26 protein-coding genes are annotated in these 25,657 nt (G+C 64.6%); 15 read left to right on the top strand and 11 right to left on the bottom strand.

Features of this window, described 5'->3' with window-relative positions; translation table 11 throughout:
* Window positions 1-15: 15 nt before the first annotated feature.
* Complete coding sequence (locus G5S35_RS17450) at window positions 16-594, top strand: NnrU family protein (RefSeq protein WP_183039274.1); 579 nt, start codon at window positions 16-18, stop codon at window positions 592-594.
* 209 nt (window positions 595-803) lie between these two features.
* Here the strand turns inward: G5S35_RS17450 and pcaG are convergent, their stop codons facing one another.
* Window positions 804-1,394 carry a protocatechuate 3,4-dioxygenase subunit alpha gene (gene pcaG, locus G5S35_RS17445; protein ID WP_110328628.1) on the bottom strand — a complete coding sequence of 197 codons (591 nt, stop codon included), beginning with the start codon at window positions 1,392-1,394 and terminating at the stop codon, window positions 804-806.
* On the bottom strand, window positions 1,394-2,098 hold the full coding sequence (pcaH, locus tag G5S35_RS17440; protein WP_065065947.1) for a protocatechuate 3,4-dioxygenase subunit beta: 705 nt from the start codon (window positions 2,096-2,098) through the stop codon (window positions 1,394-1,396). The genes pcaG and pcaH overlap by 1 nt, the downstream gene beginning before the upstream one ends.
* Window positions 2,099-2,239: 141 nt before the next feature.
* On the opposite strand from pcaH, the gene pcaQ reads away from it, so the two are divergent.
* Window positions 2,240-3,328 carry a pca operon transcription factor PcaQ gene (pcaQ, locus tag G5S35_RS17435; protein WP_074985905.1) on the top strand — a complete coding sequence of 363 codons (1,089 nt, stop codon included), beginning with the start codon at window positions 2,240-2,242 and terminating at the stop codon, window positions 3,326-3,328.
* A 16-nt stretch (window positions 3,329-3,344) separates the two neighbouring features.
* On the opposite strand, the gene G5S35_RS17430 is transcribed toward pcaQ, so the two are convergent.
* Window positions 3,345-4,019, bottom strand: coding sequence for a helix-turn-helix domain-containing protein (locus tag G5S35_RS17430; protein ID WP_065065946.1), 675 nt, complete (start codon window positions 4,017-4,019; stop codon window positions 3,345-3,347).
* A gap of 328 nt (window positions 4,020-4,347) precedes the next feature.
* On the opposite strand from G5S35_RS17430, the gene G5S35_RS17425 reads away from it, so the two are divergent.
* The 4 genes from G5S35_RS17425 to amaB all read left to right on the top strand — a co-directional run bounded on the left by G5S35_RS17425 (window position 4,348) and on the right by amaB (window position 7,312).
* On the top strand, window positions 4,348-4,551 hold the full coding sequence (locus tag G5S35_RS17425) for a DUF6900 domain-containing protein (protein ID WP_065065945.1): 204 nt from the start codon (window positions 4,348-4,350) through the stop codon (window positions 4,549-4,551).
* 238 nt (window positions 4,552-4,789) lie between these two features.
* Entirely contained in the window at window positions 4,790-4,921 is a 132-nt protein-coding gene (locus G5S35_RS40000) for a hypothetical protein (protein ID WP_258365530.1), read from the top strand.
* Window positions 4,922-5,009: 88 nt separating this feature from the next.
* The gene (locus G5S35_RS40280) at window positions 5,010-5,522 is read left to right on the top strand and encodes a hypothetical protein (protein WP_146230051.1); all 513 of its coding nucleotides are present in this window, start codon (window positions 5,010-5,012) and stop codon (window positions 5,520-5,522) included.
* 290 nt (window positions 5,523-5,812) lie between these two features.
* Window positions 5,813-7,312, top strand: a complete 1,500-nt coding sequence (amaB, locus tag G5S35_RS17415; RefSeq protein ID WP_110328596.1) for an L-piperidine-6-carboxylate dehydrogenase — start codon at window positions 5,813-5,815, stop codon at window positions 7,310-7,312.
* Window positions 7,313-7,402: 90 nt separating this feature from the next.
* On the opposite strand, the gene G5S35_RS17410 is transcribed toward amaB, so the two are convergent.
* The 3 genes from G5S35_RS17410 to G5S35_RS17400 form a co-directional block, all read right to left on the bottom strand.
* Window positions 7,403-7,909 carry a metal-dependent hydrolase gene (locus G5S35_RS17410; protein WP_183039273.1) on the bottom strand — a complete coding sequence of 169 codons (507 nt, stop codon included), beginning with the start codon at window positions 7,907-7,909 and terminating at the stop codon, window positions 7,403-7,405.
* 112 nt (window positions 7,910-8,021) lie between these two features.
* A complete protein-coding gene (locus G5S35_RS17405; protein ID WP_065065941.1) occupies window positions 8,022-8,375 on the bottom strand; it encodes a sugar ABC transporter ATPase in 354 nt (117 codons plus the stop codon).
* 225 nt (window positions 8,376-8,600) lie between these two features.
* Window positions 8,601-9,767 (bottom strand): porin, encoded by a 1,167-nt coding sequence (locus G5S35_RS17400; protein ID WP_074985915.1) that lies wholly within the window; start codon window positions 9,765-9,767, stop codon window positions 8,601-8,603.
* 716 nt (window positions 9,768-10,483) lie between these two features.
* Here G5S35_RS17400 and G5S35_RS17395 point away from each other — a divergent pair.
* Window positions 10,484-11,005: a hypothetical protein gene (locus G5S35_RS17395; protein ID WP_183039272.1), complete on the top strand. Its 522-nt coding sequence runs from the start codon at window positions 10,484-10,486 to the stop codon at window positions 11,003-11,005.
* A 112-nt stretch (window positions 11,006-11,117) separates the two neighbouring features.
* On the opposite strand, the gene G5S35_RS17390 is transcribed toward G5S35_RS17395, so the two are convergent.
* Window positions 11,118-11,498, bottom strand: coding sequence for a hypothetical protein (locus G5S35_RS17390; RefSeq protein WP_231957818.1), 381 nt, complete (start codon window positions 11,496-11,498; stop codon window positions 11,118-11,120).
* A gap of 316 nt (window positions 11,499-11,814) precedes the next feature.
* On the opposite strand from G5S35_RS17390, the gene G5S35_RS17385 reads away from it, so the two are divergent.
* The 7 genes from G5S35_RS17385 to G5S35_RS17355 all read left to right on the top strand — a co-directional run bounded on the left by G5S35_RS17385 (window position 11,815) and on the right by G5S35_RS17355 (window position 19,611).
* Window positions 11,815-12,513 (top strand): CDP-alcohol phosphatidyltransferase family protein, encoded by a 699-nt coding sequence (locus G5S35_RS17385; RefSeq protein WP_074985918.1) that lies wholly within the window; start codon window positions 11,815-11,817, stop codon window positions 12,511-12,513.
* A complete protein-coding gene (locus tag G5S35_RS17380) occupies window positions 12,510-13,352 on the top strand; it encodes a 2OG-Fe(II) oxygenase (RefSeq protein ID WP_065065974.1) in 843 nt (280 codons plus the stop codon). The genes G5S35_RS17385 and G5S35_RS17380 overlap by 4 nt, the downstream gene beginning before the upstream one ends.
* Window positions 13,349-14,359 carry a flippase-like domain-containing protein gene (locus G5S35_RS17375; RefSeq protein ID WP_065065937.1) on the top strand — a complete coding sequence of 337 codons (1,011 nt, stop codon included), beginning with the start codon at window positions 13,349-13,351 and terminating at the stop codon, window positions 14,357-14,359. The genes G5S35_RS17380 and G5S35_RS17375 overlap by 4 nt, the downstream gene beginning before the upstream one ends.
* Before the next feature lie 21 nt (window positions 14,360-14,380).
* Entirely contained in the window at window positions 14,381-15,160 is a 780-nt protein-coding gene (locus tag G5S35_RS17370; RefSeq protein WP_065065936.1) for a phosphocholine cytidylyltransferase family protein, read from the top strand.
* A 207-nt stretch (window positions 15,161-15,367) separates the two neighbouring features.
* Window positions 15,368-16,771: an MFS transporter gene (locus G5S35_RS17365; RefSeq protein ID WP_065065935.1), complete on the top strand. Its 1,404-nt coding sequence runs from the start codon at window positions 15,368-15,370 to the stop codon at window positions 16,769-16,771.
* Between the two features lie 154 nt (window positions 16,772-16,925).
* Window positions 16,926-18,656 (top strand): gamma-glutamyltransferase, encoded by a 1,731-nt coding sequence (gene ggt, locus G5S35_RS17360; protein ID WP_183039271.1) that lies wholly within the window; start codon window positions 16,926-16,928, stop codon window positions 18,654-18,656.
* 421 nt (window positions 18,657-19,077) lie between these two features.
* Window positions 19,078-19,611, top strand: a complete 534-nt coding sequence (locus tag G5S35_RS17355; RefSeq protein WP_074985925.1) for a helix-turn-helix transcriptional regulator — start codon at window positions 19,078-19,080, stop codon at window positions 19,609-19,611.
* 65 nt (window positions 19,612-19,676) lie between these two features.
* On the opposite strand, the gene G5S35_RS17350 is transcribed toward G5S35_RS17355, so the two are convergent.
* From G5S35_RS17350 to G5S35_RS17340, 3 genes are all read right to left on the bottom strand, one after another.
* The gene (locus tag G5S35_RS17350; RefSeq protein WP_408583137.1) at window positions 19,677-19,904 is read right to left on the bottom strand and encodes a hypothetical protein; all 228 of its coding nucleotides are present in this window, start codon (window positions 19,902-19,904) and stop codon (window positions 19,677-19,679) included.
* A 20-nt stretch (window positions 19,905-19,924) separates the two neighbouring features.
* Window positions 19,925-21,658, bottom strand: a complete 1,734-nt coding sequence (locus G5S35_RS17345; RefSeq protein WP_183039270.1) for an FAD-dependent oxidoreductase — start codon at window positions 21,656-21,658, stop codon at window positions 19,925-19,927.
* Between the two features lie 232 nt (window positions 21,659-21,890).
* A complete protein-coding gene (locus G5S35_RS17340; protein WP_074985927.1) occupies window positions 21,891-22,709 on the bottom strand; it encodes a helix-turn-helix transcriptional regulator in 819 nt (272 codons plus the stop codon).
* 332 nt (window positions 22,710-23,041) lie between these two features.
* Between G5S35_RS17340 and G5S35_RS17335 the strand changes: the two genes are divergently transcribed.
* Window positions 23,042-24,064: a VTT domain-containing protein gene (locus tag G5S35_RS17335; protein ID WP_065065930.1), complete on the top strand. Its 1,023-nt coding sequence runs from the start codon at window positions 23,042-23,044 to the stop codon at window positions 24,062-24,064.
* Between the two features lie 88 nt (window positions 24,065-24,152).
* Here the strand turns inward: G5S35_RS17335 and G5S35_RS17330 are convergent, their stop codons facing one another.
* On the bottom strand, window positions 24,153-25,592 hold the full coding sequence (locus G5S35_RS17330; protein ID WP_074985929.1) for a DHA2 family efflux MFS transporter permease subunit: 1,440 nt from the start codon (window positions 25,590-25,592) through the stop codon (window positions 24,153-24,155).
* Window positions 25,593-25,657 lie beyond the last annotated feature (65 nt).

The following is a 25,657-nucleotide window of genomic DNA, read 5'->3' as shown; positions in this document are numbered from 1 at the left end:
AGACAGGAGACGGCAATGGCGTTACTGGTGTTGGGTCTTGCGATCTTCATCGGCGTGCACTCGATCCGCGTGCTGGCCGGGCCGTGGCGCGCGGCGCAAATCGAACGCTTCGGCATCCGTGCATGGCGCGGCGTGTTCGCGTTGCTGTCGATACTCGGCGTCGTGCTCACCGTCGCCGGCTACGGGATCGCGCGGCGTTATCCCGTCCCCGTCTGGTTGCCTCCGCCGGGCATGGCGCATCTCGTCGCGCTGCTCACCGCCATCGCCTTCGTGATGATCGTGGCGGCCTACGTGCCCAACAATCACATCAAACGCGTGCTCGGCCAGCCCTTCGTCAGCGGCGTGGCGCTCTGGGCGTTCGCGCATCTGCTCGCCAACGGCACGCTGCATGCCATCGTGCTGTTCGGCGTGTTCCTCATCTGGGCGCTCGTGGAAGTGCGGGCCGGCCGCCGTCGCGATCGCGAGGCCGGCGTGGTCTATCCGCCCGGCAGCGCAAGCGGTGACGCGCTGGCCGTCGTGATCGGTCTCGTCGCGTGGGCCGTGTTCGCGTTCTGGCTGCATGGCGTGCTGATCGGCGTGCGTCCGCTCGGCTGATTCGCAATTCGAGCGTGCGCGTTCACGTCGTCGACAATGCGCGAAAGCAAAAAAGAAGCCTGCTCGTGGCAGGCTTCATCAAGGTACAGCTCGGAGTTCCGCGATCAGATCGCAGTGCGGGCGATCTTAGGGTACGTTCATGAAAGGCGCGTGAAAGTCATGCGTCTTTGATGCCGAGCGGCGCGCTCCGGCTGCGTGGCATGCAGCGATCAGAGATCGAAGAACACGGTTTCGCGTTCGCCCTGCATGACGATGTCGAAGTGATAGACGATCTTGCCCGCCTGTTCGCTGCGTCGCGCGATCAGCGTGTCGCGACGCGCCGCCGGCACCGACGACAGCACCGGATCGGCCGCGTTGGCCGCCGTTTCGTCGTCGAAATACACGCGCGTGAAGGTATGCGTGAGCATGCCGCGCATCATCACGATCACGTTCAGATGCGGCGCCTCGCCGGCGTTCTCGACGCCCGGCTTCACGGTGCGCACGATGAAGCGCTGTTCCGGATCCGTGCCGGTGCCCACGCGCGCGAAGCCGCGGAAACCCGTTTCGGCGATCTGCTCGCGCGAGGCCGGATAACGGCCGCTGGCGTCGACTTGCGAGAACTCCAGCATCGCGTCGAAGACCGGCTTGCCGTCGCCGTCGATCACGCGGCCGATCAGCGAAATGTGCTCGCCGGGCGTCTGCGTGCCGACGATGTCGGCGGTGAACAGGCTCTTGAAATCGAAGTTGTATTGCTGCGGGCAGAGGCCGTAGGCGAAGTACGGGCCAACGGTCTGCGAGGGCGTTTCCTTGAGTGCCATGATCAACGCTCCATCGGGGTTTCGTTGGGGCCGCGCAGCACGATGTCGAATTCGTAGCCGAGTGCGTAGCTGTCTTCGGTGGTGTCGAGCGAGAAGCGCGAAATCATGCGCTCGCGCGCCTGCTCGGGCGTGCCTTGATAGATCGGGTCGAACGCGAGCAGCGGGTCGCCGGGGAAGTACATCTGCGTCACGAGGCGCGAGCCGAAGTAGTCGCCGAACAGCGAGAAGTGAATGTGCTGCGGGCGCCAGGCGTTCGGATGATTGCCCCAGGGATACGCGCCCGGCTTGATCGTCAGGAAGCGATAGCGGCCTTCGTTGTCGGTCACGCAGCGGCCCGCGCCGAGGAAGTTCGGGTCGAGCGGCGCATCGTGCTGATCCTGCTTGTGGACGTAGCGGCCGGCGGCGTTCGCCTGCCAGATTTCGACCAGCGTGTTGCGCACGGGCTTGCCGCCGTCGTCGAGCACGCGGCCCGTGACGATGATGCGTTCGCCGAGCGGTTCGCCATTGCGTGCCGCGTTGCGCGTGAGGTCGCTGTCGAGCGCGCCGAGATCTTCCGCGCCGTAGACGGGTGCGTGCAGATTGCGCAGTTTTTCCTTCAGCGGAATCAGGGGCAGCGTGGGACCGCGTTTCACCGACGAGCGATACGGCGGATAAACGAAAGCCGGGTGCGAGTCGAAGTCGCGCGGCGACAGGATGGACTCGTCCATGGGGTTGTCTCCTGGCAGATTTTGGGGAAGTGGATTTATGCCGCGCGGCGGACGGTCGCGTTGCGCGGATGACATCCACTTTATCCAATGCGAAAAGTTATGCAAAATGATGTTTTATCGCATCTCGTATAACGAATCGTTATGGAAAACCGGCTTGCGGATTCGCGCGTCAAATTCCGGCATTTGCAGTGTTTTCTGGCGGTGGCGCAGTTCGGCAGCGTGCAGCAGGCGGCGGAAAGTCTGTCCGTGACGCAGCCTGCCGTGTCGAAGACCATCGCCGAGCTGGAGTCGGCGCTGGGCGTGAAGCTGTTCGAGCGCGGCCGCCACGGTGCAGTGACCACGCGCGAGGGCCAGCTGTTCATGCCGCATGCGAGCGCGTGCGTGAGCGCGCTGCGCCAGGGCGTGGCCTTGCTCGCGCGCGACGAGGGCGCGGTGGCGGCGACGCTCGACATCGGCGTGTTGCCGACGGTGGCGACGGCCTTGCTGCCTGACGCGATGCGCCGCTTCGCCGGCGAGTGGCCGCGCGTGAGCGTGCGGCTGCTGACGGCGGCCAATACGGAACTGCTCGAACGCCTCAAGGCGGGCGCGATCAGCTTCGCGGTGGGCCGTCTCGCCGATCCCGAGCGCATGGTCGGCCTGAGCTTCGAGCAGCTCTACAACGAGCCGATGACCGTTGTCGTGCGCGCGGGGCATCCGCTGTTGCAGGGCGCGGGCGCGGCGCGGCCGCTCGCGCAGTTCCCCACGCAGTTTCCGCTCGTGCTGCCGCCGTTCGGCACGCTGATCCGCCAGGCCGCGGACAGCCTGCTGGCGGCGTGGGGCGCGCCGCCGCTGACGTCATCGGTCGAATTGCTCTCGGTTTCGGTCGGACGCGCGATGGCGCTGGAAAACGACGCGGTGTGGTTCGTGCCGTCGGGCGCGGTCGAGTACGACTTGCGGCACGGGTCGCTCGTGCGTCTGCCGTTGCCGGTGGCGGGCGGCGAGGAGCCCGTCGGCCTGATCCAGCGTACCGACACGCAGCCCTCGCCGGCTGGGCGCGCGTTGATCGACGCGGTGCGGATCGCGGCGCGCGAACGCGATGCGGTGGCGCACGCCAGCGCGCCGGGACGCCGGTCGCGCAAGCGTCAGCCGGAAGCGTCGGCGGCGGACAAGCAGGCGGTGGAAAGGCCGGCGGCGGATCAGCAGACGGCCAGGTCGACCCGAGCGCGCCGCCCGGGTCGCGCAAACTGCTAAAACGGCGGGCGTTTCCTCAAGCCGACGAAAGTTTCCTTTTGGAACGCGTCGGCTTCGCGGCGGGCGCGGCTTGCGCCTCCGGTTCGGGCGAGCCCGGCACGGCGGCGCCGGTGGACATCCAGATCACCATGGCGTCTTCTTCGCTGGTCGACACCGCGTAATGCCCGGTGCGGCTGTCGAAATAGAGACTGTCGCCGGCCTCGAGTTGCGTGGGCGTGTAGAGCTCGGTGTAGAGGCACACGCTGCCGCTGATCACGTAGATGAATTCCTCGCCCTCGTGGCGGCCCCAGTCGTCGAAGGCCTCGGTCGAATGCGCGGTGATGCGCACGAGAAAGGGCAGCATGGCCTTGTGCGCGAGTTCGGTGGCGAGCAGTTCCATTTCGTAGCCGCGATACGCGTGCGGCTTGCCGGCGCCGCGCCGCGTGAGCGCGCGACGGCCGCCGAAATCGAGCTTCGGTGCCGAGCCGAACAGATCGACGAGGTCGATATTCAAACCCGCGACGATTTTTTGCAGCACGTCGAACGTGGGCGACATCAGACCGTTTTCGATCTTCGAGAGCGTCGAGCGCGACACGCCGCAGACGCGGCTGGCGTAGTCGATCGTCAGATCCTGGGCGAGACGCGCGGCGCGGACGCGGCGTCCGAGGTCGGCGGTCGAGGAACTCGACGGTTGCGCGAGCGAGTTGTCCATAAGCGAAGGCAAAGAGGAATTCTGTTCTGGCACGTTTCCGATAATAACAAAGCGTAGCGCTTAGGAAACTCGGCCAGATGGCCAATGTCGTCGATCGGATGGGCGCGGGGCCGCTGCTGCGATCTGTCGCTTTTGGCGCGTGAAATTGCTTAGGGATTCGAATTGACAATCCTTAAAGATCGCGGCGGATCTTATGCGGTTAGGAGTTGTCTTTCAATACAGTAAGGTTTTGAGTAGAGCCTCGATATGCGGCGCGGCGCCACGTGAAGTGCGCCATGACCGACCTTATATTTAGATCAGGTGAGAAAGATCAAATGGAGTAAAGATAATGCATGACGAACGCCTCGAATTACTGTTAGCCATCTCGCGTAGAACGCTCGGCATCGAGCGCTTCGAGTTGACCGGCAAGCAAACCGCCGACTTTCACCTCGTGAGCGCGGAAGACGTCGGTCGCGCGCTCGAAACCGCCTACGACGCCGGTTTGATCATCGGTCATCGCATGGGGCGCCCGGAATGCACGCAAGAATCGTGAGCACGAAGCGCGGCCGCGCGCCTCGCCGCGTCCGCCTTCCTGCTGACAACCGATAAAGCGCACTTTTTCGTTTCACCTGATCGTTTCCCTCCCGCCGCTTTTTTCCGCGTTTTCCGTTGCTTCGGCGATTGGCGATGCCATGGGCGTTTCGATTGTCAGGCCGCGTTTTGCATTGCTCGCGCCGCGCAAAGCCCGTTGCTACGATTCGAGCCCCGCATTCAACCGATCGGAGCAATCCATGAAGCCAATCCTCCTCGCACTGGCCGCGCTGGGCATTCTCGCCGCTGGCGTTTCGTCGGCGCAGGCCGGCGTGCACCACGAGTGCCACAAGGTCCGCGTGCATAAGCACTGGGAAAAGCACTGCCGCTAAGGTGTCCGTGCGATCCGACGAGCCCCGCGATGTTTGCGGGGCTTTTTGTTGATGGCGAATTTTTCGCATAGCGATTCGAGGAACAGCGATGTTGAAACTGTGGCTGGCGGCAGGAGCCGCTGCGGCGTTGGCGGGCTGTGTGGTCGGTCCCGGTTACGGACCGGGATATGGGACGGCCTACGGTTATGACGATCAGGGCGGCGGTCAGGTTGTTCAGGCGGCGCCCGCATATGGCTATGGTTATGCGCCGGCATATGGCGCGGTGGGGACCGTTGATATCGCGGTCGGCGGTCGTCGCGATGACGGGGATCGCCGGGGCGGCGTTTATCGTCGTGGTCAGATGCCGCCCGACGAGCATCGCGGACGCGGGCCCGGTCAGGCGCAGCCGGGTTACGGTCAGCGCGGTCCGGGTGCGCCCGCCGCTAGTTCCGGCCATGCTGGTCGCGACGGCAGCGGCCATGCACCGTTTGGAAACGGCACTGGACAGGATCGTCAGGGCGGTCAGGGCGGTCAGAGCGGTCAGAGCGGTCAGGGCAGTTCTGCTCGCTGGCGCGGCGCGCAAGACTCGCAGGCCGGTGGCGGCAACGGTTACGCGCGCTGAGGTTGCGCTTCCATTGCTTCGCAGCGTCGGCAGCGCCGACGCGCCGCGCCCGATTTTTCTCGGTTTCCGATAGGAAACTCAGTCGTAGAGGCGAAAAGTTTCTGATCGGAAACTCCTGCTGAGCGTCCGTTTTTTCTGCCGGAACCCCGTGCAAGCTGCCGTTAGCGCTTGTCGCACGGGCATCTGACCGTGTCGCTGCATCCGTTTTTGTCCGTCTTGATGCGCTATCGGGCGCCGTGTATAGTCGGCGCACGAGAGTTTGTTTCTTATCGGAAATATAAGGATCGGTCATGGACGCAGCGCGCATTCTCGCCGACCTCGGCATTTCAGAAGAAGCCAGGTCGGGTGACATCGTAGTGAAATCGCCGATATCCGGCGAAACCATCGGACAGGTGGCGAGCCAGTCGCCCGCCGACGTGGACGCCGCGCTTGCGCGCGCGCAGGCCGCGTTTCTGCACTGGCGCAACGTCCCCGCGCCGCGACGCGGCGAACTGGTGCGCTTGCTGGGCGAGCGCCTGCGCGCCCGCAAGGAGGCGCTCGGCAGTCTCGTTTCGCTGGAGGCCGGCAAGATCCTGCAAGAGGGACTCGGCGAAGTGCAGGAGATGATCGACATCTGCGATTTCGCGGTCGGTCTTTCGCGTCAGCTTTATGGTCTGACCATCGCCTCCGAGCGTCCCGGTCATCGGATGGCGGAAAGCTGGCACCCGATGGGCGTCTGCGCCGTGATTTCCGCGTTCAATTTTCCCGTCGCGGTCTGGTCCTGGAATGCGGCGCTCGCGCTCGTCTGCGGCAATCCCGTGATCTGGAAGCCTTCGGAGAAAACGCCGCTCACCGCGCTCGCCGTGCAGAAGATCATGGACGACACGCTGCACGCGTTCGGCGATGCACCGGAAGGCCTCGTCTCGCTGGTCATCGGCGGACGCGAGGTGGGCGAGAAACTCGTCGCCGATCCGCGCGCGGCCATCGTCAGCGCGACCGGCAGCACGGAAATGGGCCGCGCGGTGGGCGTGGCCGTGGCGCAGCGTTTCGGGCGCTCGATCCTCGAACTGGGCGGCAATAACGCGGGCATCGTCACGCCGAGCGCCGACCGCGAACTCGTGTTGCGCGGCATCCTGTTTTCCGCGGTCGGCACGGCGGGTCAGCGTTGCACGACGCTGCGCCGGCTGTTCGTGCACGAGAGCGTCTACGAGGCCACTGTCGAACGTTTGAAGCAGTTGTATGCGAAGGTGCCGATCGGCAATCCGCTTACGGCGGGCACCTTGATGGGACCGCTGATCGACGCGCGCGCGTTCGAGCAGATGCAGGCGGCGCTGCAGCAAGCGCGTGCGGAAGGCGGCAAGGTGACGGGCGGCGAGCGGGTCGATGTCGAAGGCTTGCCGAACGGTTACTACGTGCGGCCCGCGCTGGTGGAAATGCCGATGCAAAGCGCGATCGTGCTGAAAGAAACCTTCGCGCCGATTCTCTACGTCGTGAAGTATCGCGAGTTCGACGAGGCCGTTGCGGCGAACAATGCGGCGGCGCATGGGTTGTCGTCGTGCGTGTTCACGACCGATCTGCGCGAGGCGGAGCGATTCCTGTCGGCGTCGGGCAGCGATTGCGGCATTGCGAACGTGAACATCGGACCGAGCGGCGCGGAGATTGGCGGCGCATTCGGCGGCGAAAAGGAAACCGGCGGCGGCCGCGAATCGGGCTCGGATGCCTGGAAGGGCTACATGCGGCGCGCGACGAACACAGTGAATTATTCGTCGGCGCTGCCGCTGGCGCAGGGCATCGACTTCAAGCTGGATTGAAGCACGGAGACGGGCGACCACGGTCGCCCGTTTTATGCGCGCATCGCATCACTGATTTATTTCGGAATCCAGATGAATAAAGCGAATTAATCAGACGAGTCGGCGCAGCGGTTCCAGCGACCAGCTGTGCGGCACGCCATGCACGGCGAAGAACCACGCGGCCACCCACGACGCCGCGACCACGATCAGATCGCAATGGCCGCTGCGCCACCAGTTCAGCGAATGCCGGCGCATGATCCAGGGCACGCCGAGCGGATTCGGCCAGTCCGCGAACAGATGGATCAGGCCGCCGCACGCGAAGCCGAAGGCCGGCGCGGCCCACCACTGATGGCCCAGTTCGCGATACGCGCTCACCAGCAGCGCGATCCAGCCGATGCCCCAATGCGTGATCGTGCGATGCGTACACCACAGTCGGCGCTTTTTGCTCCACCACGCGACTTCGAGCCAGTCCGGCGCGGTGCCGCCCGCGACGCCCGCGACGAAGGCGAGCGCGGCGAAGAGATGCCAGGGACCGTCGGCGCCCATGCGCGTGACGAGGGCGGCGGCGATGACGCCGGCTGCCCATCCGGTAGCGTGATGTGCGGTCCCTGATGCCATGAAGCGGTGTCGTGCAAAGTCGAAAGGGCGCACATCATCGCAGATGTGACCGCTTCGTGACAGGGGGTTGGCGCAGTAAATAATTCATGCGCCGACCGTGACGTTCAACGCATCAGGTCGTGCAGCGCGCGACGTCGAAACGCAGCTTTTCTTCAGGCGGATTGTCGGAGGTCGAGGCGCCGTGCGTGACACGAATCACCGAGCCATAGTTGTTCGGCGTAAGCGTGACGAAATACGAAGCGTTCGAACGCGAGCCCACCGCGAGTTCGGTGATGTTGCCCGAGCGCGATTCGTGCACGTCCGAGAGACGGTCTTCGAGACAGTTGGCGATCGATGACGGCGAGCGCGCCGACGAAGCGTAGATCATCGTTTCGCCGTTGGAGGCGGTGCTCGAAGGCGACGAGCCGCAGGCTGCGAGCAGGGCGAAAGGCAGGACGGCGGCGAGGCGTTGCGTGAGCGTATTCATGGCGGCGGTACGGATGCAGAACGGGATACAGATCGAAACGCAGTGCGAAACTGCGGAAGCTGCACATGAGTATACGCACGCCGGATGCGGTGGAGGTCCGCATATCGTAAAAAGATGAAACAGCGTCGCGTCCGCGCGAACGCGTCGCCGAATAAAAAACGCACAAACGGTTGTGCCGTTTGTGCGTTGAGAGCGAGGTTCGCGCAGGCGCGCGAGCCGACGTGCCTAGAAGCGGTGACGCAGGCCGATCGTCGCGGCGATCTGGTTGTTCGTCGACGACGGCGACAGCGTATTGATCGCCGCCACGTTCTGCAGCGCCTGGCCCGAACCGTTCACGCCGAGCGAACCCGAAGCGTGCTGGTACACGCCCGCGAGGTAGACGTCGGTGCGCTTGCTGAGCGAGTAGTCGGTGCCGACCATGACGGTGTGCCACTTCGGACTCTGGTCGCCGCCGCCGGTGCCCGTGACGGTGCCGTCGGTGAACGTGTACGAACCAACGAGCGCGAGCGCCGGCGTGAGGTGATACGCGCCGTTGAGTTCGTAGTTGTCCATGTGCAGGTTCAGGCCGCTCAGGCCGGCGAGCGTCGTGCCGCCGCTGCCGAGGCTTTGCAGACCGTCGATCTGCGAGTGCGACCACACGAAGCCGACTTGCGCCGGACCGTAGGTGTAGTTCGCGCCGACGCCGAAGCTGCGTTGCTGGCGGGCCGAGATGTTCGTGTCGGCCGAGGCGGCGCCGCTCGTGTTGCCGCCCACCGTTCCGGAGTTGTTCAGTTGCAGATAACCGGCCGCGACGTTCAGCGGACCGTTGCTGTACGACGCGCCCGCGCTCCATGCGCGGCTGTTCGCGAAGCCGTCGGCTTCATTCGAGAAGCCGTACATGCCGCCGAACTGGAAGCCCGCGTAGTTCGCGCTCGAGTACTTGACCGCGTTCTTGATCGAGAACGTCTGGGCGAAGTTGTCGTTGTCGAACGGGTGGCCCGCGAGGTTGTTGCCGAAGCCCGCGCCCGCTTCGGAGAGCGGTGCGAGGTACTGGTTCATCGAGTCGTACTGGCGGCCGAGCGTCAGGGCGCCGTACTGGTCGCTCTGCAGACCGACATAGGCCTGACGGTTGAAGATCGTATTCGATTCGCTGAACGAGCCGTTACCGATGTTGAAGCCGCTCTCCAACGTGAAGATGGCCTTCAGACCGCCGCCGAGGTCTTCAGAGCCCTTCAGGCCGAAGTAGTTGTGGGACAGCGCGCCGCTGCCCTGGGCCCACAGGCTGTGGCCGCCGGCGTTGTTCGCGTAGACGATGCCGGCATCGAGAGAACCGTAAAGCGTGACGCTGCTTTGCGCATGCGCGCTCATGGCAAAGGCACCGAGAACGCCAGCGAGGATGAGGGTTTTTTTCATGCTTTTTAACTCCGGACAGTGCTTGGGAATCTCACGAATACCGCGTTGCTGCGCTGGCCTTCGTGGTCTGACGATTCGAGGCCCAGTGTATTCTCGTAAATCAGAACATTCTTATCGTTCGAGGCAATAATACATTCTGAAAATTGTAGAATTCGCACTAATTCACGTAAGTCACTGGGTTATAAGCATTTTTTCAATCCGGAAATAGATGCGACAAAATGTGACGACATTAAAATCTGTTGCATTATGGCGACGGGTCGGCAATGTCCGTCCGGCGGGCGTTACAGAAGATGACGAAATATTTGCTGTCGTATTCTGCCGCTTTGTGGAAGGTATTGTTCCAGATTATGTGATCCACGGAGCCACTGTGCGGCGGTACAATTCATTTGCCCCTTGACCAAGGGTGGTCTTTTTTCATCTGTTTTACGCGGCCCTCGGGCCGCGTTTTTTTTGCCCGCTTTCGGGGCATTTTACTTTCTTCTAAATTCTGGAAGAGTCTGTTGCAGAAATAGAAAACGGGAACTTTCCCGGTTATTAATGATTTGATTTTGTCGCGAGTCATTAATCGAGTCTGTTTCGCGCGTCGATTTTATTGTGTCCCCTTCACGAAATGCGTCGGCTGGATTCGGCGCTTCGCGGCCGCATTGGCACTTGCGGGTAAAATCCTGCCCCCAGCCCGATAAAACGGGCCGCCCGCAGAACCGATGGAACCCGCCATGACCGACGCATCAACCGAACTCCCCGACGACGCCTTTGACGACACGACCGCCGACGCGGTTGACGAGATCAAGGAAGCGCGCCTGTGGCACAAGGACGGCTGGATGGCGCGCGTCATCAAGAACGAGGACGACGACGGCTGGGCCGTCGAGATGATCAAGGACGGCGAGCCGGAGCCCGCGCTGGTCGGCCCGTGGACGATGGGGCGCGACAAGAAGAATCCGAAGCCGCTCGACACCTCGGCATTCAATACGCTCGTAAAGACGGCCTCGGAGGTGCTCCGGCGCCACGAGCAGCAGCTGCGCGCGCAGATGCACAAGCGCATCGGCATACACACCGACGATGGCGATGTCGACGTCACGCTCGACATCGTGCCGGACGAGTACGAGCCCTATGCGACGCTCACGGCCTTCGATGCGTTCGGCGAGCAGATCGCGCAGCTGCGCGTCGCGCCGAACTTCAAGCTCACCAAGGCGCGCGCCGAGTCGTGGGCCGAGGGCGGATTCGGCCGTATCGAGTAAGGCGCGGCGTGTCAGAGGCGGGGGCGGTCATTTGCCGCCGCTTTCCCCTCGTTTGCAACTAACAGCCAAAACCCCGAGCCTGCCGCATTCAAGAGTCGGGAGGTGCGGCCGCTTAATCCTGCTGGCAGAAAATCGCCGTCAGGAGCGGGCCGGCATGATGGACGATCGCGTGATTGCCGGCCGCGTCGAGCGCTGCCTGCACCTTGGCCTGCGTGGCGACCACGACCGCGCCATAGGCCGAACGGCCGATGGGCTTGCCGTCGCCGGTCTTGAACAGCGGGTCGTCCTGCTGGAAGCCCACGATTGCGAACACGCTGAAGCCATAGGCGGTCAGGTGCTGGCCGTGAGCGGGCCAGAACGCGTTGATCGAGTTGCTTTCCACGCGCATCGGCTTTGCATCGATCAGTTTCTGGTCGATCAGGCCCGAGACGAAATCGTGCGCGGATTCCTGGCAGGTGAGCGCGTCGTCGAGGGCCGCGGCGCGGGCCGCCATGGGTGCGAAAGCAAGCGCACTAACGAGAAAGGCGGCAGCGGAGGCCGCAAAAGTCAGACGTTTCATTGGAATTCTGGCAATTAAGCTGCGCCTGCGCGGGCAGGCGCCACCCGATATCCGGTACCGGGCCGGTGCGAGGTCTGAACTCTACGCGGGATCGTTTAATTTTGCTCGCGAGGTCGCCCGGGCTGTGTGCGATGTGCCGCTAAAGGCGCCTCCAGCGGGCGCATTCAGCCAGCTTGCGGGCGCGCTTCCCGCGCCCTTCGACTGTCGGAAAACCTGCAAGTTTTCTGGAAGCCGTATATATTTCCCGGTTATGACTGGAAAAGACCAACCTGCAAAAACGGCACCCCGCGCGGTGCCGTTGCCGCGTACTTGGGACGCGCGCGTCGCGCGCTGGCTCGTCACGCCGCTCGTCCCCACCCGCGTTACCCCGAATCACCTGACCACGCTGCGCCTGCTGATCGGCGTCGCCGGCGCCTTTTATCTGGCGCGCGGTGACTTCCTGCACGTCAATATTGGCGCATTTCTGATCGTTTTGTCGAATTTTGTTGATCACACTGACGGTGAACTCGCGCGCATCAGTGGTAAAACCAGCCGGATCGGCCATTTCTACGATCTCGCTGCCGACGCGCTCACGACCATTCTGCTGTTCTTCGGCATGGGTTACGGCCTCGGCGTGCAGGCGGCAACCGGTGCGAACTGGCATGTGCCGCCGGCCATCCTTGGCGGCGTCGCCGGTATCGCGGTCGCAGTGATCTTTTTCCTGCGCATGCGTATCGAGGAAATGGCCGGCAAGGCCGGCACCCAACAGGCGTTCGTCGGCGGGTTCGAAACGGAAGACGTACTCTATCTGTTGCCGCTCGTCACGCTCACCGGTATCGTGGCGCCGTTCGTCGTGGCCGCGTCCATCGGGGCGCCGTTGTTCGCCATTTACGTGGTGCTCGACTATGTGCGCGTAACGCGTCGCACGCGGCCAGGCAAGGAAACCCGTCAGGTTTGGATCAGCAGATGAGTGTGCAAGCAGAAGAGCAGGTGGTCGCGCCGGGTGTGCGCGACGGTAGCGTGGCGTCGGGCGCGCCGGTGCAGGCAGGCGACGCGGACGCCGCGGTCGGCCGCGCATTGGGCGATCTGAATACGAATCAGTTGCGTAACGAGTACGTCGATCAAGGCTCGTTCCTTTATCTCTCCGACTTCCTGCCCGCGGACGCCACGCAGCGGCTCATCGACGCCGCCAATGCGCTGATGCCCGAGGTCAACCGCAATTTCATCCCCGGCCACAAGGCGGGTGGGAGTGTGAGCCGCCACACCATCGACCGCCTGCAGCCGTGGATCGCCGAGCTGTATCGCTCGCCCAAGCTCATCGCGTGGCTCGAGAAGATCACGGGCGACAAGCTCCAGCTGTCGCCGCAGGACGATCCGCACGCGTACGCGCTGTATTACTACACGCGCGCGGGCGATCACATCGGCTGGCATTACGACACGTCTTATTACGACGGCCGCCGCTATACGGTGCTGCTGGGCGTGATCGACGACTCGTCGTGCATTCTCGACTACGAGCTGCACACGCGCGACGAAAACAAGCCCGACGAGCCCGGCGCGGTGCAGTATCCGCCGGGCGCGCTCATTCTGTTCGACGGCGACAAGCTGCGGCATCGCGTCACGCCCAGCCGCGAAGGCGAGGTGCGTGTTTCGCTCACGCTCGAATACGTGACGAACCCGAACATGCGCCCGTGGCGCCGTTTCATCTCGAACATGAAGGACGCGATCGCGTACTTCGGTTTCCGTCAGGTGTTCCGCAAGGCGCTGCAATCGGCGACCGGCGGCGCGCGCAAGACCGGGGGATCGGTGTGAGCCGGGCTGCCATCCTGCTGCTGTCGATCGGCACGGCGCTCTTTATCGCGCTGCTCGCGTGGCAGGGCCTCGGCTCGGTCACGGGCGCACTCGCGGCCGCTGGCTGGGGCCTCGCCCTCGTCGCAGCGTTTCACGTGGTGCCGCTCGCGCTCGACGCGGGCGCCATCGCCGTGCTGTTCAAGAAGGACGAGCGCGTCGACCAGCGTCACGCGCTGCTCGCACGCTGGAGCGGCGAGGCCGTGAACAGCCTGCTGCCGGCCGGCCAGATCGGCGGTCCGGTTGCGATGACGCGCCAGCTCGCGCAGCGCGGCATGCAGATGCGCGACGCGGCGGCGGCCATCACCGTCAGCACCACGCTGCAAGCGGTCGCGCAGATCGTCTTCGCGGTGTTCGGCATCGTGCTCTTTTCCGCTTACGCCACGAACGGCGCGCCGCGCGATCTCGGGATCGCCGCGCTGATCGCCACCTTCGTGCTCGGCGGTCTCATCGCCCTGTTTTATGTCGCGCAGCGGCGCGGTCTGTTCGGCCGTTTGCTGCGCATCGCCTCGAAGCTGTTTGGCAAGCGCGACTGGTCGTCGCTGGCCACGCGCGCCGACGCGATCGACGCCGCCGTGAAGGCGCTCTACGCCGAACGCGGCCGCGCCGCGGCCAGCTTCGCGCTGAGCCTCGCGGGCTGGCTCGTCGGCACCGCGGAAGTGTGGCTCGCGCTGCATTTCCTCGGCCATCCGGTGAGCTGGGTCGACGCGCTGCTGCTCGAAAGCATCGGCCAGGCCATTCGTGGCGCGGCCTTCGCCATCCCGGGCTCGCTCGGTGTGCAGGAGGGCGGCTATCTGCTGCTCGCGCCGCTCGTCGGCCTGCCGCCGGAAGCGGCTCTCGCGCTCTCGCTCGCCAAGCGCGCGCGCGAAATTCTGCTCGGTCTTCCGGGCCTGCTGTATCTGCATTTCAGCGAACGAAGCTGGCAACGCCGGCGCGCCCTGCGCGTGCCCGCTGTCGAAATCGCCGATTGATTTTTTTCTCCCAAGGAACGCATGCGCGCCATCATTCTTGCGGCAGGCCTCGGCCTGCGCCTTCAGCAACGCGCTGGAGAACAGTTTCCGAAATGTCTGCTGCAGTTCGAGGGCGTGTCGCTGCTCGAACGCCATCTGCAGATGCTCGAAGCGGCGGGTGTCACCGAAGTCGTGCTCGCGCTCGGCTTCCAGCCTGAACTGGTCGAAGCGGAACTCAAGCGCATCAACTGGCCGCACAAGGTCGAAGTGGTGATGAACCCGCGCTTCGATCTGGGCAGCGTGCTCACCGTGCATCGCACGGCCGAAGCCATCACGCGCGGCGGCGACGTGCTGCTCATGGACGCCGACGTGCTCTACGACGAACGCGTGTTCGCGCCGCTCGTCGCGGGCGAGGCGCCCACCAACCGTCTGCTGATCGACCGTGACTTCGAAGCCGGCGACGAGCCTGTGAAGCTGTGCCTGCGCGATGGCGTGCCGGTCGAACTGCGCAAGCAGCTCGCCGTGGGCCTGCAATACGACACGATCGGCGAATCGGTGGGCTTCTTCCGCCTGAACGAGCCGACCGCGCGCCGCTTTGCGCAGATCGTCGAAGGCTACGTCGATACGGGCCGCGCGAACCTGCCGCACGAAGAAGCGCTGCGTGATCTGCTGCTCGAGCGCGGCGCCGAATTCGACACGGCGGACGTGACCGGCGCGCCGTGGATCGAGATCGACTTCCCGAACGACGTGACGCGCGCAGCGGAAGAAGTGCTGCCGCAACTCGCGCCGATCGTGAGCCGCATGAAGCAGACGGCCGAGTGATCGCGCGCGCGGGCCGCATGCATGCGGCTCGCTCCGTCTCGGCGTCTGAATGGCCGTAAAAAGGCCCTCAAAAAGGCCGTGAAGTTCGCTTCACGGCCTTTTGTGTTTTTCGTGCGGCTTCATCTGTTGCCGACCCACCGCGTTTCGCAACACAGTGCCATAATGGTGCCTTTACGCCATCAGCCGCGCTGATCGTCGTTCCTGCCCATGCCCCTTGCCCTCGGCACTTTCATCGTTCCGCTTATCGTCGCGTGCTCGATGTTCATGGAGAACGTGGACGCGACAGTCATCGTCACCTCGCTGCCCGCGCTGGCCCGCGATCTAGGGCAAGATCCCATCACGCTGAAACTGGCCGTCACGAGCTATGTGATCGGCCTCGGCGTATTCATTCCGATTTGCGGATGGGTGGCCGACCGCTTCGGTTCACGCAATGTGTTTCGCACGGCCATCGGCATTTTCATGACCGGTTCGCTGCTGTGCGCGGCGTCGCGCTCGCTCGAAATGTTCGTGGCCGCGCGCTTCGTGCAGGGCATCGGCGGCGCGATGATGGTGCCGGTCGGGCGCATCATCATCTTCCGTTCGCTGCCGAAGTCGGACTTCATTCGCGCGGTCAACTATCTCACCGTGCCCGCGTTGCTCGGGCCGGTCGTCGGGCCGCCGCTCGGCGGGTTCATCACCACCTATCTGCACTGGCGGCTGATTTTCTTCGTCAACATTCCGATTGGCGTGTTCGGCATCTGGCTCGCGAACCGGCATATCGCGAACATGCACGAGGAGCATCCGGGGCCGCTTGACTGGCTCGGTTTTCTGCTTTCGGCGGGCGGCGCGTCGCTGTTCATGCTGGGCCTGTCGCTCGTCGGCGGCGAACTTGTTTCGAATACCAAAGCGGTCACGATGTGCGTGGTCGGCGCAATCCTGCTCGCGCTTTACTGGTTCTATGCGCAACGCGCCGAACGTCCCGTGCTCGATCTGAAGTTCCTGCGCATTCCGAGTTTCAACGCGAGCGTGGCGGGCGGTTCGCTGTTTCGCATCGGTCTCGGCGCCGTGCCGTTCCTGTTGCCGCTCACGCTGCAGGAAGGGCTCGGCATGACCGCGTTCGCGTCGGGGGCGATTACCTGCGCGTCGGCGTTCGGCTCGATCTTCATGAAGTCGATCGTCTCGCGCGTGCTCGGGCGCTTCGGTTTCCGTCGCACGCTGATCGTCAACGCGGCGATCGCGGGCGCGGCCATCGCGGTCTGCGGCCTGTTCTCGCCGACGACGCCCGTGTGGCTCATCTGGCTCGTCGTGCTGGCGGGCGGCCTGTTTCCGTCGCTGCAATTCACCGGCCTCAATTCGCTCGCGTACGCGGACATCGAGACCAAAGACATCGGCCGCGCGACCAGCGTGGCGAGCGTGATCCAGCAGGTGTCGCTGGGTCTTGGCGTGACGATCGCCGGCATCGTGTTGCAGATTTCGCATCGCGTGCAAGGCCATCCGACCATCGTCTGGTCTGATTTCTGGCCGGCGTTTTTCGTGGTCGGCCTGTTCTCGGTGGCTTCGATTCCCGTGACGATGCGCCTGCCCGCCAATGCCGGCGACGAGATCGCGCGCGGCAGTCGCGGCAAGGCCTGACGCGGCGTCTTCCATGAATCGGCGCATCAGGGTTATCGGCGGATCGCCGGATCGCAAACGATTTCTGCGCATGCTATAAGCGCTGTAACCGGGTCAAAAGCCCGGTGAAAGGTGGTTGACGTTACGCGATGAACCGAATCATGGAGGTCACTCAATGAAGCTGGTCGATAGAACGAAAATTTCCGCAGCCGCTCTCGCACTCATTTCGCTTTCCGCTTTATCGGCGGGCTTTCTCGAAGCCACGCCCGCATTTGCGAAAGACACGCAGCAACATCGCGCGGTCCTGAACGCGTCGGCGGTGGCCGTCGCCGACAAATACGCGGCCGACGCCGCCGAGCAGATCTTCAAGGCCGGCGGCAACGCGGTCGATGCCGCGGTCGCAATCGCCTTCACGCTCGCCGTCACGTATCCCGAAGCCGGCAATATCGGCGGCGGCGGGTTCATGACGCTGTACGTGAACGGCAAGCCGTATTTCCTCGATTATCGCGAGCGCGCGCCGCTGGCCGCCACGCGGACGATGTATCAGGACGACAAGGGCAACGTGATTCCGGGCAAGAGCCTCTATGGCTACGACGCCGTGGGCGTGCCGGGCACGGTCGAGGGCATGTGGGAAGCGCAGAAGCGCTTCGGCAAGCTGCCCTGGAAGCAGGTGCTGCAACCGGCGATTCAGTACGCGCGCGATGGTTTCGTCGTCGACGAACTGCTGGCGAAGCGTCGCGAGGAGGCGTCGAAGGAATTCGGCGGCAAGACCAATTTCGATCAGTACTTCGGCGACATGAAGGAGGGCGCGACGTTCAAGCAGCCCGATCTCGCCAACGTGCTCACGCGCATCGCCAATCAAGGCGCGAAGGACTTCTACGACGGCAAGACGGCTGACCTGATCGCCGCCTCGATGAAGGGCCACGGTCTCATCACGAAGCGCGATCTGCAGGACTACAAGGCCGTGTGGCGTCAGCCCGTGGAGGCGAAGTGGAACGGCTATGAAGTGATCACCGCGCCGCCGCCGAGTTCGGGTGGCGTGGGCCTCGTCCAGCTGCTCAAGATGAAGGCGATGCTCGCGCCGCAATTCAAGGACGTGACGCTCAACTCGCCGCAATACATTCATCTGATTGCGGAGATCGAGAAGCGGGTGTTCGCGGATCGCGCGCAATATCTCGGCGACCCCGACTTCTACAAGGTGCCGGTCGCGCAACTGACCGACGACGCCTATCTCGCGAAACGCGTGGCCGAAGTCGATCCCGACAAGCCTTCCGATACGAAGAGCGTGCAGCCGGGGCTCGGCACCTCGATGCCGGAAAAGGCGGAGACGACGCACTTCTCGGTGGTCGACAAGTGGGGCAACGCGGTCTCGAACACCTACACGATCAACGGCTATTTCGGCTCGGGCGTGGTGGTGCCGGGCGCGGGCATCGTGCTCAACGACGAGATGGACGACTTTTCCGCGAAGCCCGGTGTGCCGAACATGTTCGGCGTGGTGGGCAGCGACGCGAACGCGATCGCACCGAAGAAGCGTCCGCTTTCCTCGATGACGCCGACCATCCTCACGAAGGACGGCAAGGTCGCGCTGGTGATCGGCACGCCGGGCGGCTCGCGCATCTTCACGTCGATCTTCCAGGTCATCAACAATCTCTACGACTTCAAGATGCCGTTGAAGGACGCCGTGGGCGCGATGCGTTTCCACCATCAACTGCTGCCGCCGAATACGATTTTCTGGGAGCCGTACCAGCCGATCGACGGCGATCTCGCCAAGCAGGTCGAAGCGAAGGGTTATACGCTGAAGGGCCAGGATTTCAACGGCGATATTCAGGCGATCCGCATCGACGGCGAAACGCCCGAAGCCGCCGCCGATCCGCGCGGCCGTGGCGTGACGCGCGTGATTCCCTGATTTTCCGATTCCTTCATTGTCATCGAATCAATTGGGGATAATTTACCGGATCTATGCGCAGTGAATGGCTGATGAGCAATATTTGCGTGGCATTTTTTCGCATGCAACATCGGCGTCACGGCGCGATTCGGCAAAGCTCGCATGCGATGCACATTTGTCCTCTTTAATGAGGATTCACACCCAATGAGCATCGCGTAGGATGCAATTTCCGGCGGCCTGATGGCTGTCGGCGTGTGTTTTCTTGGGGCGGCTTTGCCGCCCATTTTCTTTTCCGCTCCGGAAGTTTTCTTGAATTCACCGAACACGCTCGATAAGCTGGAGCGCGTACGTGGGCGCCGATCGTTGCGCATGCAACGGCGGCGGCCCGCGGGGCAATCATGAACGTGCACTTTGATCCAACGCTGTCTTCATCCTGTTGCGCATGCATCTGACTCGCCGCGAACTGGTGCTGCTCGCCGACCTCTTCAGGGTGCTGGCGGCGCCTGCGCTCACTGAAGAGGCCCTGCGTGTGGACGTCGCGCCACGCATGCTCGATCTGCTGGATGCGGACGATTTCGCTGAAGCCGCGTGGGAAGGCGAGGCGAGCGACGGCAACATGTGGATCGTGCGTGGCGGAGCGCGCGAGAGCGCGTCCGGGCGCGACCGCGCGATGTTCGATCTGATCCGGCCTGCGTTCGTGGCCGCGCTGGCGCGGGTCGGCAGCGACACGCAAATCGACGCGACGCCTGCCGGCGACGACCCGTTGCAGGCCGACGGCGATCCGATCGCGCGCCTCACGCGCCGCGAACGCGAAGTCGTCGAGCTGGCGGCGGATGGTTTGCTCGACAAGGAAATCGCGCAGCGGCTCGGCATTTCCTATACGACCGTGCGCACGCATCTCGACCGTTCTTTTCACAAACTCGGTATCAGCAACCGCTCGAAGCTCGCGCGGCTGCTGCAAACGTCGCGTCGGTGAGTGGCTTTAAAGCGGGTTTAAAGCGCGATTAATGGCGTAATTCACGGTGCGATTCAAGGCGCGATTCACAGCGCGGCCGACCCGTCGATGTCTTCGCGTGCGGCGTCGATCAGCTTGAGCGCGGCGTTCGCGTCGCCGATGCGCTCGACGGCAAGCAGCGCGAAGCGCGCGAGAAACAGCGGCGTCGCGGCCTCGCCCAACGCTGTCATCGTTTTGCACAGACGCGTATAGACCGCGTCGAGTTCGCTATCCGTCATGGCCGTCATGGCGCGCTCCAGTTGTTGTTCCATCATCGTGTCTCCGGATTTCGGCATCAGCCGTGCAGTGCGCGATCGATTGCCGCGAGCGCATGTTGCGCGAGTTTGGCGGTTTCGTCGCGGCGCTCGTCGCGCACGCCTTGCCAGCGTCCGAGCACATGGCCGTCGGGGCGCACGAGATAGAGCGCGGTTCGCTCGACGCCGTACATCGGAAAGAGCCGTCCCGTGTGATCCCATGCGCCGCGTCGTGCGGAATCGGCGGGCGCCTCGCGCGTGATCGGGATCAGCGTGAAGGGGATGTCGCGTGCGGCGAACCCGGCTTCGAGTGCGGCGATGTCGGCGGGGATCGCGCTTTCGCTTTCGTTGCTGAACCAGAGCGCCGTGAAGCGCGGCCCGACAAGATCGGTGAGATGCGCGGTGAAATGCGCGCCGTCGCGATCGACAATCGTTAGCGGACATTCGGGCAGCACCGCGCCGGGCGCGGGGCCGCACGCGAACGCATCGGACGCGGCATTGAGCGGCGAATCGCTATAGGCGATCGCCGACGTCTGGCGCGGATTGATCAGCGAGCGCACGCCCGGATGCTTGAGCGCGAGACTCAGCACGGCCTTGCGCATCAGTTCGAACGCGAACGAGGGCGGCGCCATGAATTCCGTGCTTTTGGTGCCGTAGCTCAGATTTTCGTGCGCGGCGAACACGCGTTCGTCGGAGTAGCTGTCGAGCAGGCTCGCGTGCGCGCGGCCCTGCGTGACGTAGGCGAGTTTCCACGCGAGATTGTCGGCGTCGTCGATACCCGAATTCGCGCCGCGCACGCCGAAGATCGGCACCAGATGCGCGGCGTCGCCCGCGAACAGCACGCGGCCGTGCCGGTAGCGTTCGAGCGTGAGCGCGTTGGCCTTGTAGATCGTGATCCAGACCGGCGACCACGGCGCGGCTTCGCCCATCATGTCGAGCAGGCTTTGCACGCGCGGCATCACGTTGCCGGGTTTGACGGCTTCGTCGGCGTCCTCGTCGTCGCGCAACTGATAGTCGATGCGCCAGACGTTGTCGGGCTGCTTGTGCACCAGCACTGTCGAGCGCGGATTCGACGCCGGATCGAAGTAGGCGAGCCGCTCGGTCGGGCGCGCGCTGTCGAGCAGAATGTCGACGATCACGTAACGGCCTTCGTAGCTCGTGCCCTGGAGCTTCAGGCCCAGCGCATCGCGCACCGTGCTGCGTCCGCCGTCGGCGGCCACGAGCCAGTCGGTCTGCGCTGCGTAGTCGCCTGCGGGCGTGGAGAGCGCGAGCGTCGCGCCGTGTTCGTCGTGGCGGATCGCCGTGACCCGGGTGCGCCAGCGGATGTCGATCAGGTCGGCGTGCCGCTCGGCCGCGTCGAGCAGAAATTGCTCGATGTGATACTGCGCGAGATTGACCATCGGCGGCAGCTTCTGGTTGTCGTCCTGCGGCATCGTGAAGTGCAGCACTTCGTCGTGGCGATAGAAGCTGCGGCCGCCGGTCCAAGGCAGTCCTTTCGCGAGGAAGCCGTCGAGCGCGCCGAGGCGTTCGATGATTTCGAGGCTGCGGCGCGAAATGCAGATCGCGCGGCTGCCGTAGCAGACTGAGTCGTCGGCTTCGATCAGCACCGAGCGCACGCCGTGTTGCGCGAGGCCCAGCGCGATGGCGAGGCCGACCGGGCCGCCGCCGACGATCGTGACCGCATGGCGTTGCGTTTCGCGGCCGTCGACGCAGTCGGGCAGACGCGCGTCGTAGCGTTTCGCTTCGAACGGATAGGGCTGGAAGGCGGCGTTCATCGCGCGCGCTCCTGCGCGGAAGTGCCGAAAGCGGCGCACGAAAAACAGGCGTGGTGGGGCATGGTGAACTGTCTCCAATCTGGTTTTATTCGCGGATCGCGCCGTTCTGGCAAACGCCGGGGCGAAAGGCCGATCTCGCGTCGATGAAGCCAGTATGGAGCGCGCGCGCCGCGGCGCTGTCCTCATTTTGGGTACAGCACGCAGACATTGCCCGCACGGCGCGAGGCGCGTGTCAGCCGTTGCCGTTGGCGAGACAGAGCGCGAAAAGCTGGCGCTGGCTGGAGATGCCGAGCCGCCGATACGCGCGCTTCTGGTACGTCACGACGCTGCTCGGCTTGACGCCCATGTGGTCGGCGATTTCGGCGGCGCTGTGGCCTTCGAGCACGCCGCGCAGCGCGTCGAGTTCGCGCTTCGAGAGGTCCGGGCAGAGACCGCGCAAGCGCGCGAGCATCAGCGGCGCAATGCCGGGCTGACGCTGGCCGCGCAGTGCGTAGTGATGCTTCGTGGCCTCGCCGATCAGCGGCGCGAGCGACTCCACGAGTTGCACCTCGCCGGGCTGGAAATTGCCGGCGTCGCGCTCGCGATAGAGATTCACGGAGAGCCAGATGTCGGCGGCGGGCTGCAGCAGCAGCGAGAGCCGGTCCGACACGTTGGGCGTGGCGTAGCAGGCCGTGCGATAGCCGTCGTGCTCGATATCGGCGCTGGTCTGCCAGTGCAGCACGAGCGCGTTGCCCGGCGCGCCCGCGTCGTGGTCCGCGACGATGCGCTGGTTGCCGTCGAGCGCGTAGAAGAGGCGCGCGTAGGTGTCGGCGACGTCGCGCAGAAAGCGCCCGCCGCGATGGTCGGCGACCGAGACCGTGCGCGGGCGATTGCCGAATTCGTACGCGAATACCGTGCATTGCGACACCGCAGTGGCCGGTCCGAGCAGATTGAGCACTTCGGCGGCGAGCGCGTTGTCGTCGGCGCCGCCGATCGCGGACACGAGACGGGTGACGCGGGACAGGTCGAACTGACCCGTCTGGCTGGGACGGTCGAGACGCCAGTAGCGCATGTTTCGTAAAGGAAATCGGGAAAAATATCGACGCGGAATCCGGCGGCGCGCGTGTGCCGGGTTTTCGAGCGTAGCACCGAATCGTTCGCCGGCGCATCGGGTGACGCCCTGTACAGGCGAGTCGCCGACTGCTTCCGATCGTCGCCGATCGCCTCAGATCGCTTCGTTGACGCAAAGGGCCGGATCTGCCGTCGCTCAAGCGCCACATTCAGGCATCCTGCGCGCGCCTGACCGCGAGCAAGAAAACGCAAGGATGCGGTAATCTCCCACCTTGTGCTGCAAATGCACATGTTTCCTTTCTTCCCCAACGTTCCCGCGCAGGACACCTCGACATGTGGACCCTCCCCACCGCCATCCCGCCCGATTTCGGCACCGGGGCGGTTTTTCTCAGCGTGCTCGTGACGCAGCTCGGCGTGCCGGTTCCGGCCGCGCCCGTGCTCATTCTCGCGGGCACGATGGCGGCGGGCGGTGAGGCGTCGTATCCGAATCTGCTGGTGGCGGCCGTGTTCGCGACCTTGCTGGCCGACTCGCTGTGGTTCATGGCGGGCCGTCTGCGCGGTCGCAAGCTGCTCAACGCGCTGGTGCGTTTTTCGCTGTCGCTCGACACGACGATCCGCGTCGCGCGCAATGTCTTCGAGCGTCACGGCGCGCCCATTCTCACGGTCGCGAAGTTCGTGCCGGGTCTCGGTCTGATGTCCGCGCCGCTGCTCGGCACCACGTCGATGGAGATGCGCATCTTCCTGCTCTGGGACGCGCTGGGCGCGACCTTGTGGGCGGGCGTCTATCTGCTGGGCGGCGCGGCGCTGCACGCCGAAATCGCGCGCTTCGCGGTGTTCGTGCGCGCGAATGGCGGGACGATTTTCGACGTGCTCGCCGTCGCGGGTCTGCTGTTTCTCGCGTGGCGCTGGGTGCGCCGTCTGCAATTCCGGCGCTGGCTCGCCACGCACCGCATTTCGCCCGATCAGCTCGACGAGATGATGAAGTCCGCCGCGCCGCCGATCGTGTTCGACGCGCGGCCGCACAGCGTGCGCGAGAAGGAAGCGTACCGTATTCCGGGCGCGCGTCCGCTCGACCTGGATTCGCACGACGAGATCGCGCCCGAGCTGGTCGCGCGGCCCATCGTGGTCTATTGCGTGTGCCCGAACGAGGCGACTGCGAAGCGCATCGTCAACCAGTTGCGCAGCAAGCACATTCATCACGCGCATGCGCTCAGGGGCGGACTCGATGCATGGGAGCGCCGCGGTTATCCCGTGGAGCCGCTCTCGGCGGAATTCCACCCCGCGTACATGCGCGACGACGACTTCGAACCGGACGGCGAGCAGGAATTCACGGTGCGCGCGAGTCTGTCGAAGTGATCGGGACGCGACGGCTGTCGTCGCGGCTTGGAATCATCAACGCATCATCAACGCCTCGCCGTTGACGCGCGCCTGAAGCCGCACGACTTCACGCGCGCTGCCGACGCGAGCCGCCGCCCATGTTGCGGCCCGCGTCGCGCGCCATCTGTGCATATCCCCACACCGACATCAGCGTGAGCACGCCCGCGCCCAGAAACGCGAGGCGGAAGTCGTCGAGCGAGAACGCGTGGCCGCTCGCCTCGCCGTGGTAGCTCGCCGCCACGCGCAGCGCGAGCGCGCCGAACGCAATGCCCAGTCCGTTGGTCATCTGCGCCGCCGCGCTCCAGAGCGTGCTGGCGGCGCTCATCTGCGGTTGCGCGACGTCGGCATAGGCGAGGGTGGCGAGCGTCGAGAACTGCATCGAGCGCGTCACGCCGTACACGAACACGACGATCAGCACGATGGCGAGCGGCACGCCGGGCGTGAGCAGCCCGCACGCGATCATCGACAGGCCCGCGATCGTCACGTCGACGATCGACACGAGACGGAAGCCCCAGCGTTCGAGAATGCGCGTTGTGAGCGCCTTCATGCCGAGGTTGCCGAGCGCGCTGGCGAGCAGCAGCAAGCCCGACTTGAACGCCGACAAACCGAAGCCGATCTGGAACAGCAGCGGCATCAGATACGGCGCCGCGCCGATGCCGATGCGCGTGACCGAACCGGTCACGACCGTCACCGAAAAGGTCGGGATTTTCAGCGTCGATACGTCGATCAGTGGATGCGCATGGCGCTTCGCGTGAAAGAACGCAATCGCGCCGATCAGCACGCCGGCCACCACCAGCGCCGCCGCGCGCCACGGATTTTCGCCGGGCTGGCTCGCGAGTTCGGCGCCGTAAAGAATGGCCGTGAGCGACGCGCCGCTCAGCACGAGGCCGACGACGTCGAGCGGTTTGCGCTGCTCGCCGCGCAGGTTCGGCACCATCGCCGTGATCGCGACGAGCACCGCGATGCCGAACGGCACATTGAGCAGAAAGATCCAGCGCCACGAGGCATACGTGGTGATGAAGCCGCCGACCGGCGGTCCGATCACGGGCGCGGCGATCGCGGGCCACGTGATGGTGGAGATCGCCTGCATCAGTCGGCTCTTGTCGGTGCTGCGCACGACGATCATGCGTCCGACCGGCACCATCATCGCGCCGCCGATGCCTTGCAGTACGCGCGCCGCGACGAACTCCGGCAGGTTCTGCGCGATCCCGCACAGCACCGAGGCGATCGTGAACGTGAGCACGGCGCCGAAGAACACCGTGCGCGAGCCGCAGCGGTCCGCCACCCAGCCGCTCGCCGGAATGAAGATGGCGAGCGCCAGCATGTACGCGGTCACGCCGAGACTCAGACTGTTCGGCCCGATGCCGAACGAGCGCGCCATCTGCGGCAGCGCCGTGGCGATCACGGTGGTGTCGAGATACTCCATGAAAAACGTGGCGGCGACGATATAGGGCAGCCAGCCGATGAGCGACGAGCGCGTCCGGGGCGTGGGCGTCGTGTTCGTCATCGGCGGATCCCGGCGGGGAAAGTGTGGAAAGCGCTGCGCATGAACGGAAAGGCGAGAGAGTTGCC

It is taken from the genome of Paraburkholderia tropica (assembly GCF_014171495.1).
Lineage (GTDB): Bacteria > Pseudomonadota > Gammaproteobacteria > Burkholderiales > Burkholderiaceae > Paraburkholderia > Paraburkholderia tropica.
Note: the sequence above shows the minus strand (reverse complement) of the source record. Positions and strands in the feature narration are given on the sequence as shown.

Excerpts from the sequence above, each read along its gene's own strand:
- G5S35_RS17450 (WP_183039274.1), top strand. The coding sequence starts at position 16 with ATGGCGTTACTGGTGTTGGGTCTTGCGATCTTCATCGGCGTGCACTCG.
- pcaH (WP_065065947.1), bottom strand. The coding sequence starts at position 2,098 with ATGGACGAGTCCATCCTGTCGCCGCGCGACTTCGACTCGCACCCGGCT.
- pcaQ (WP_074985905.1), top strand. The coding sequence starts at position 2,240 with ATGGAAAACCGGCTTGCGGATTCGCGCGTCAAATTCCGGCATTTGCAG.
- G5S35_RS17430 (WP_065065946.1), bottom strand. The coding sequence starts at position 4,019 with ATGGACAACTCGCTCGCGCAACCGTCGAGTTCCTCGACCGCCGACCTC.
- G5S35_RS17425 (WP_065065945.1), top strand. The coding sequence starts at position 4,348 with ATGCATGACGAACGCCTCGAATTACTGTTAGCCATCTCGCGTAGAACG.
- G5S35_RS40000 (WP_258365530.1), top strand. The coding sequence starts at position 4,790 with ATGAAGCCAATCCTCCTCGCACTGGCCGCGCTGGGCATTCTCGCCGCT.
- G5S35_RS40280 (WP_146230051.1), top strand. The coding sequence starts at position 5,010 with ATGTTGAAACTGTGGCTGGCGGCAGGAGCCGCTGCGGCGTTGGCGGGC.
- amaB (WP_110328596.1), top strand. The coding sequence starts at position 5,813 with ATGGACGCAGCGCGCATTCTCGCCGACCTCGGCATTTCAGAAGAAGCC.
- G5S35_RS17410 (WP_183039273.1), bottom strand. The coding sequence starts at position 7,909 with ATGGCATCAGGGACCGCACATCACGCTACCGGATGGGCAGCCGGCGTC.
- G5S35_RS17405 (WP_065065941.1), bottom strand. The coding sequence starts at position 8,375 with ATGAATACGCTCACGCAACGCCTCGCCGCCGTCCTGCCTTTCGCCCTG.
- G5S35_RS17400 (WP_074985915.1), bottom strand. The coding sequence starts at position 9,767 with ATGAAAAAAACCCTCATCCTCGCTGGCGTTCTCGGTGCCTTTGCCATG.
- G5S35_RS17395 (WP_183039272.1), top strand. The coding sequence starts at position 10,484 with ATGACCGACGCATCAACCGAACTCCCCGACGACGCCTTTGACGACACG.
- G5S35_RS17390 (WP_231957818.1), bottom strand. The coding sequence starts at position 11,498 with ATGGCGGCCCGCGCCGCGGCCCTCGACGACGCGCTCACCTGCCAGGAA.
- G5S35_RS17385 (WP_074985918.1), top strand. The coding sequence starts at position 11,815 with ATGACTGGAAAAGACCAACCTGCAAAAACGGCACCCCGCGCGGTGCCG.
- G5S35_RS17380 (WP_065065974.1), top strand. The coding sequence starts at position 12,510 with ATGAGTGTGCAAGCAGAAGAGCAGGTGGTCGCGCCGGGTGTGCGCGAC.
- G5S35_RS17370 (WP_065065936.1), top strand. The coding sequence starts at position 14,381 with ATGCGCGCCATCATTCTTGCGGCAGGCCTCGGCCTGCGCCTTCAGCAA.
- G5S35_RS17365 (WP_065065935.1), top strand. The coding sequence starts at position 15,368 with ATGCCCCTTGCCCTCGGCACTTTCATCGTTCCGCTTATCGTCGCGTGC.
- ggt (WP_183039271.1), top strand. The coding sequence starts at position 16,926 with ATGAAGCTGGTCGATAGAACGAAAATTTCCGCAGCCGCTCTCGCACTC.
- G5S35_RS17355 (WP_074985925.1), top strand. The coding sequence starts at position 19,078 with ATGCATCTGACTCGCCGCGAACTGGTGCTGCTCGCCGACCTCTTCAGG.
- G5S35_RS17350 (WP_408583137.1), bottom strand. The coding sequence starts at position 19,904 with ATGATGGAACAACAACTGGAGCGCGCCATGACGGCCATGACGGATAGC.
- G5S35_RS17345 (WP_183039270.1), bottom strand. The coding sequence starts at position 21,658 with ATGAACGCCGCCTTCCAGCCCTATCCGTTCGAAGCGAAACGCTACGAC.
- G5S35_RS17340 (WP_074985927.1), bottom strand. The coding sequence starts at position 22,709 with ATGCGCTACTGGCGTCTCGACCGTCCCAGCCAGACGGGTCAGTTCGAC.
- G5S35_RS17335 (WP_065065930.1), top strand. The coding sequence starts at position 23,042 with ATGTGGACCCTCCCCACCGCCATCCCGCCCGATTTCGGCACCGGGGCG.
- G5S35_RS17330 (WP_074985929.1), bottom strand. The coding sequence starts at position 25,592 with ATGACGAACACGACGCCCACGCCCCGGACGCGCTCGTCGCTCATCGGC.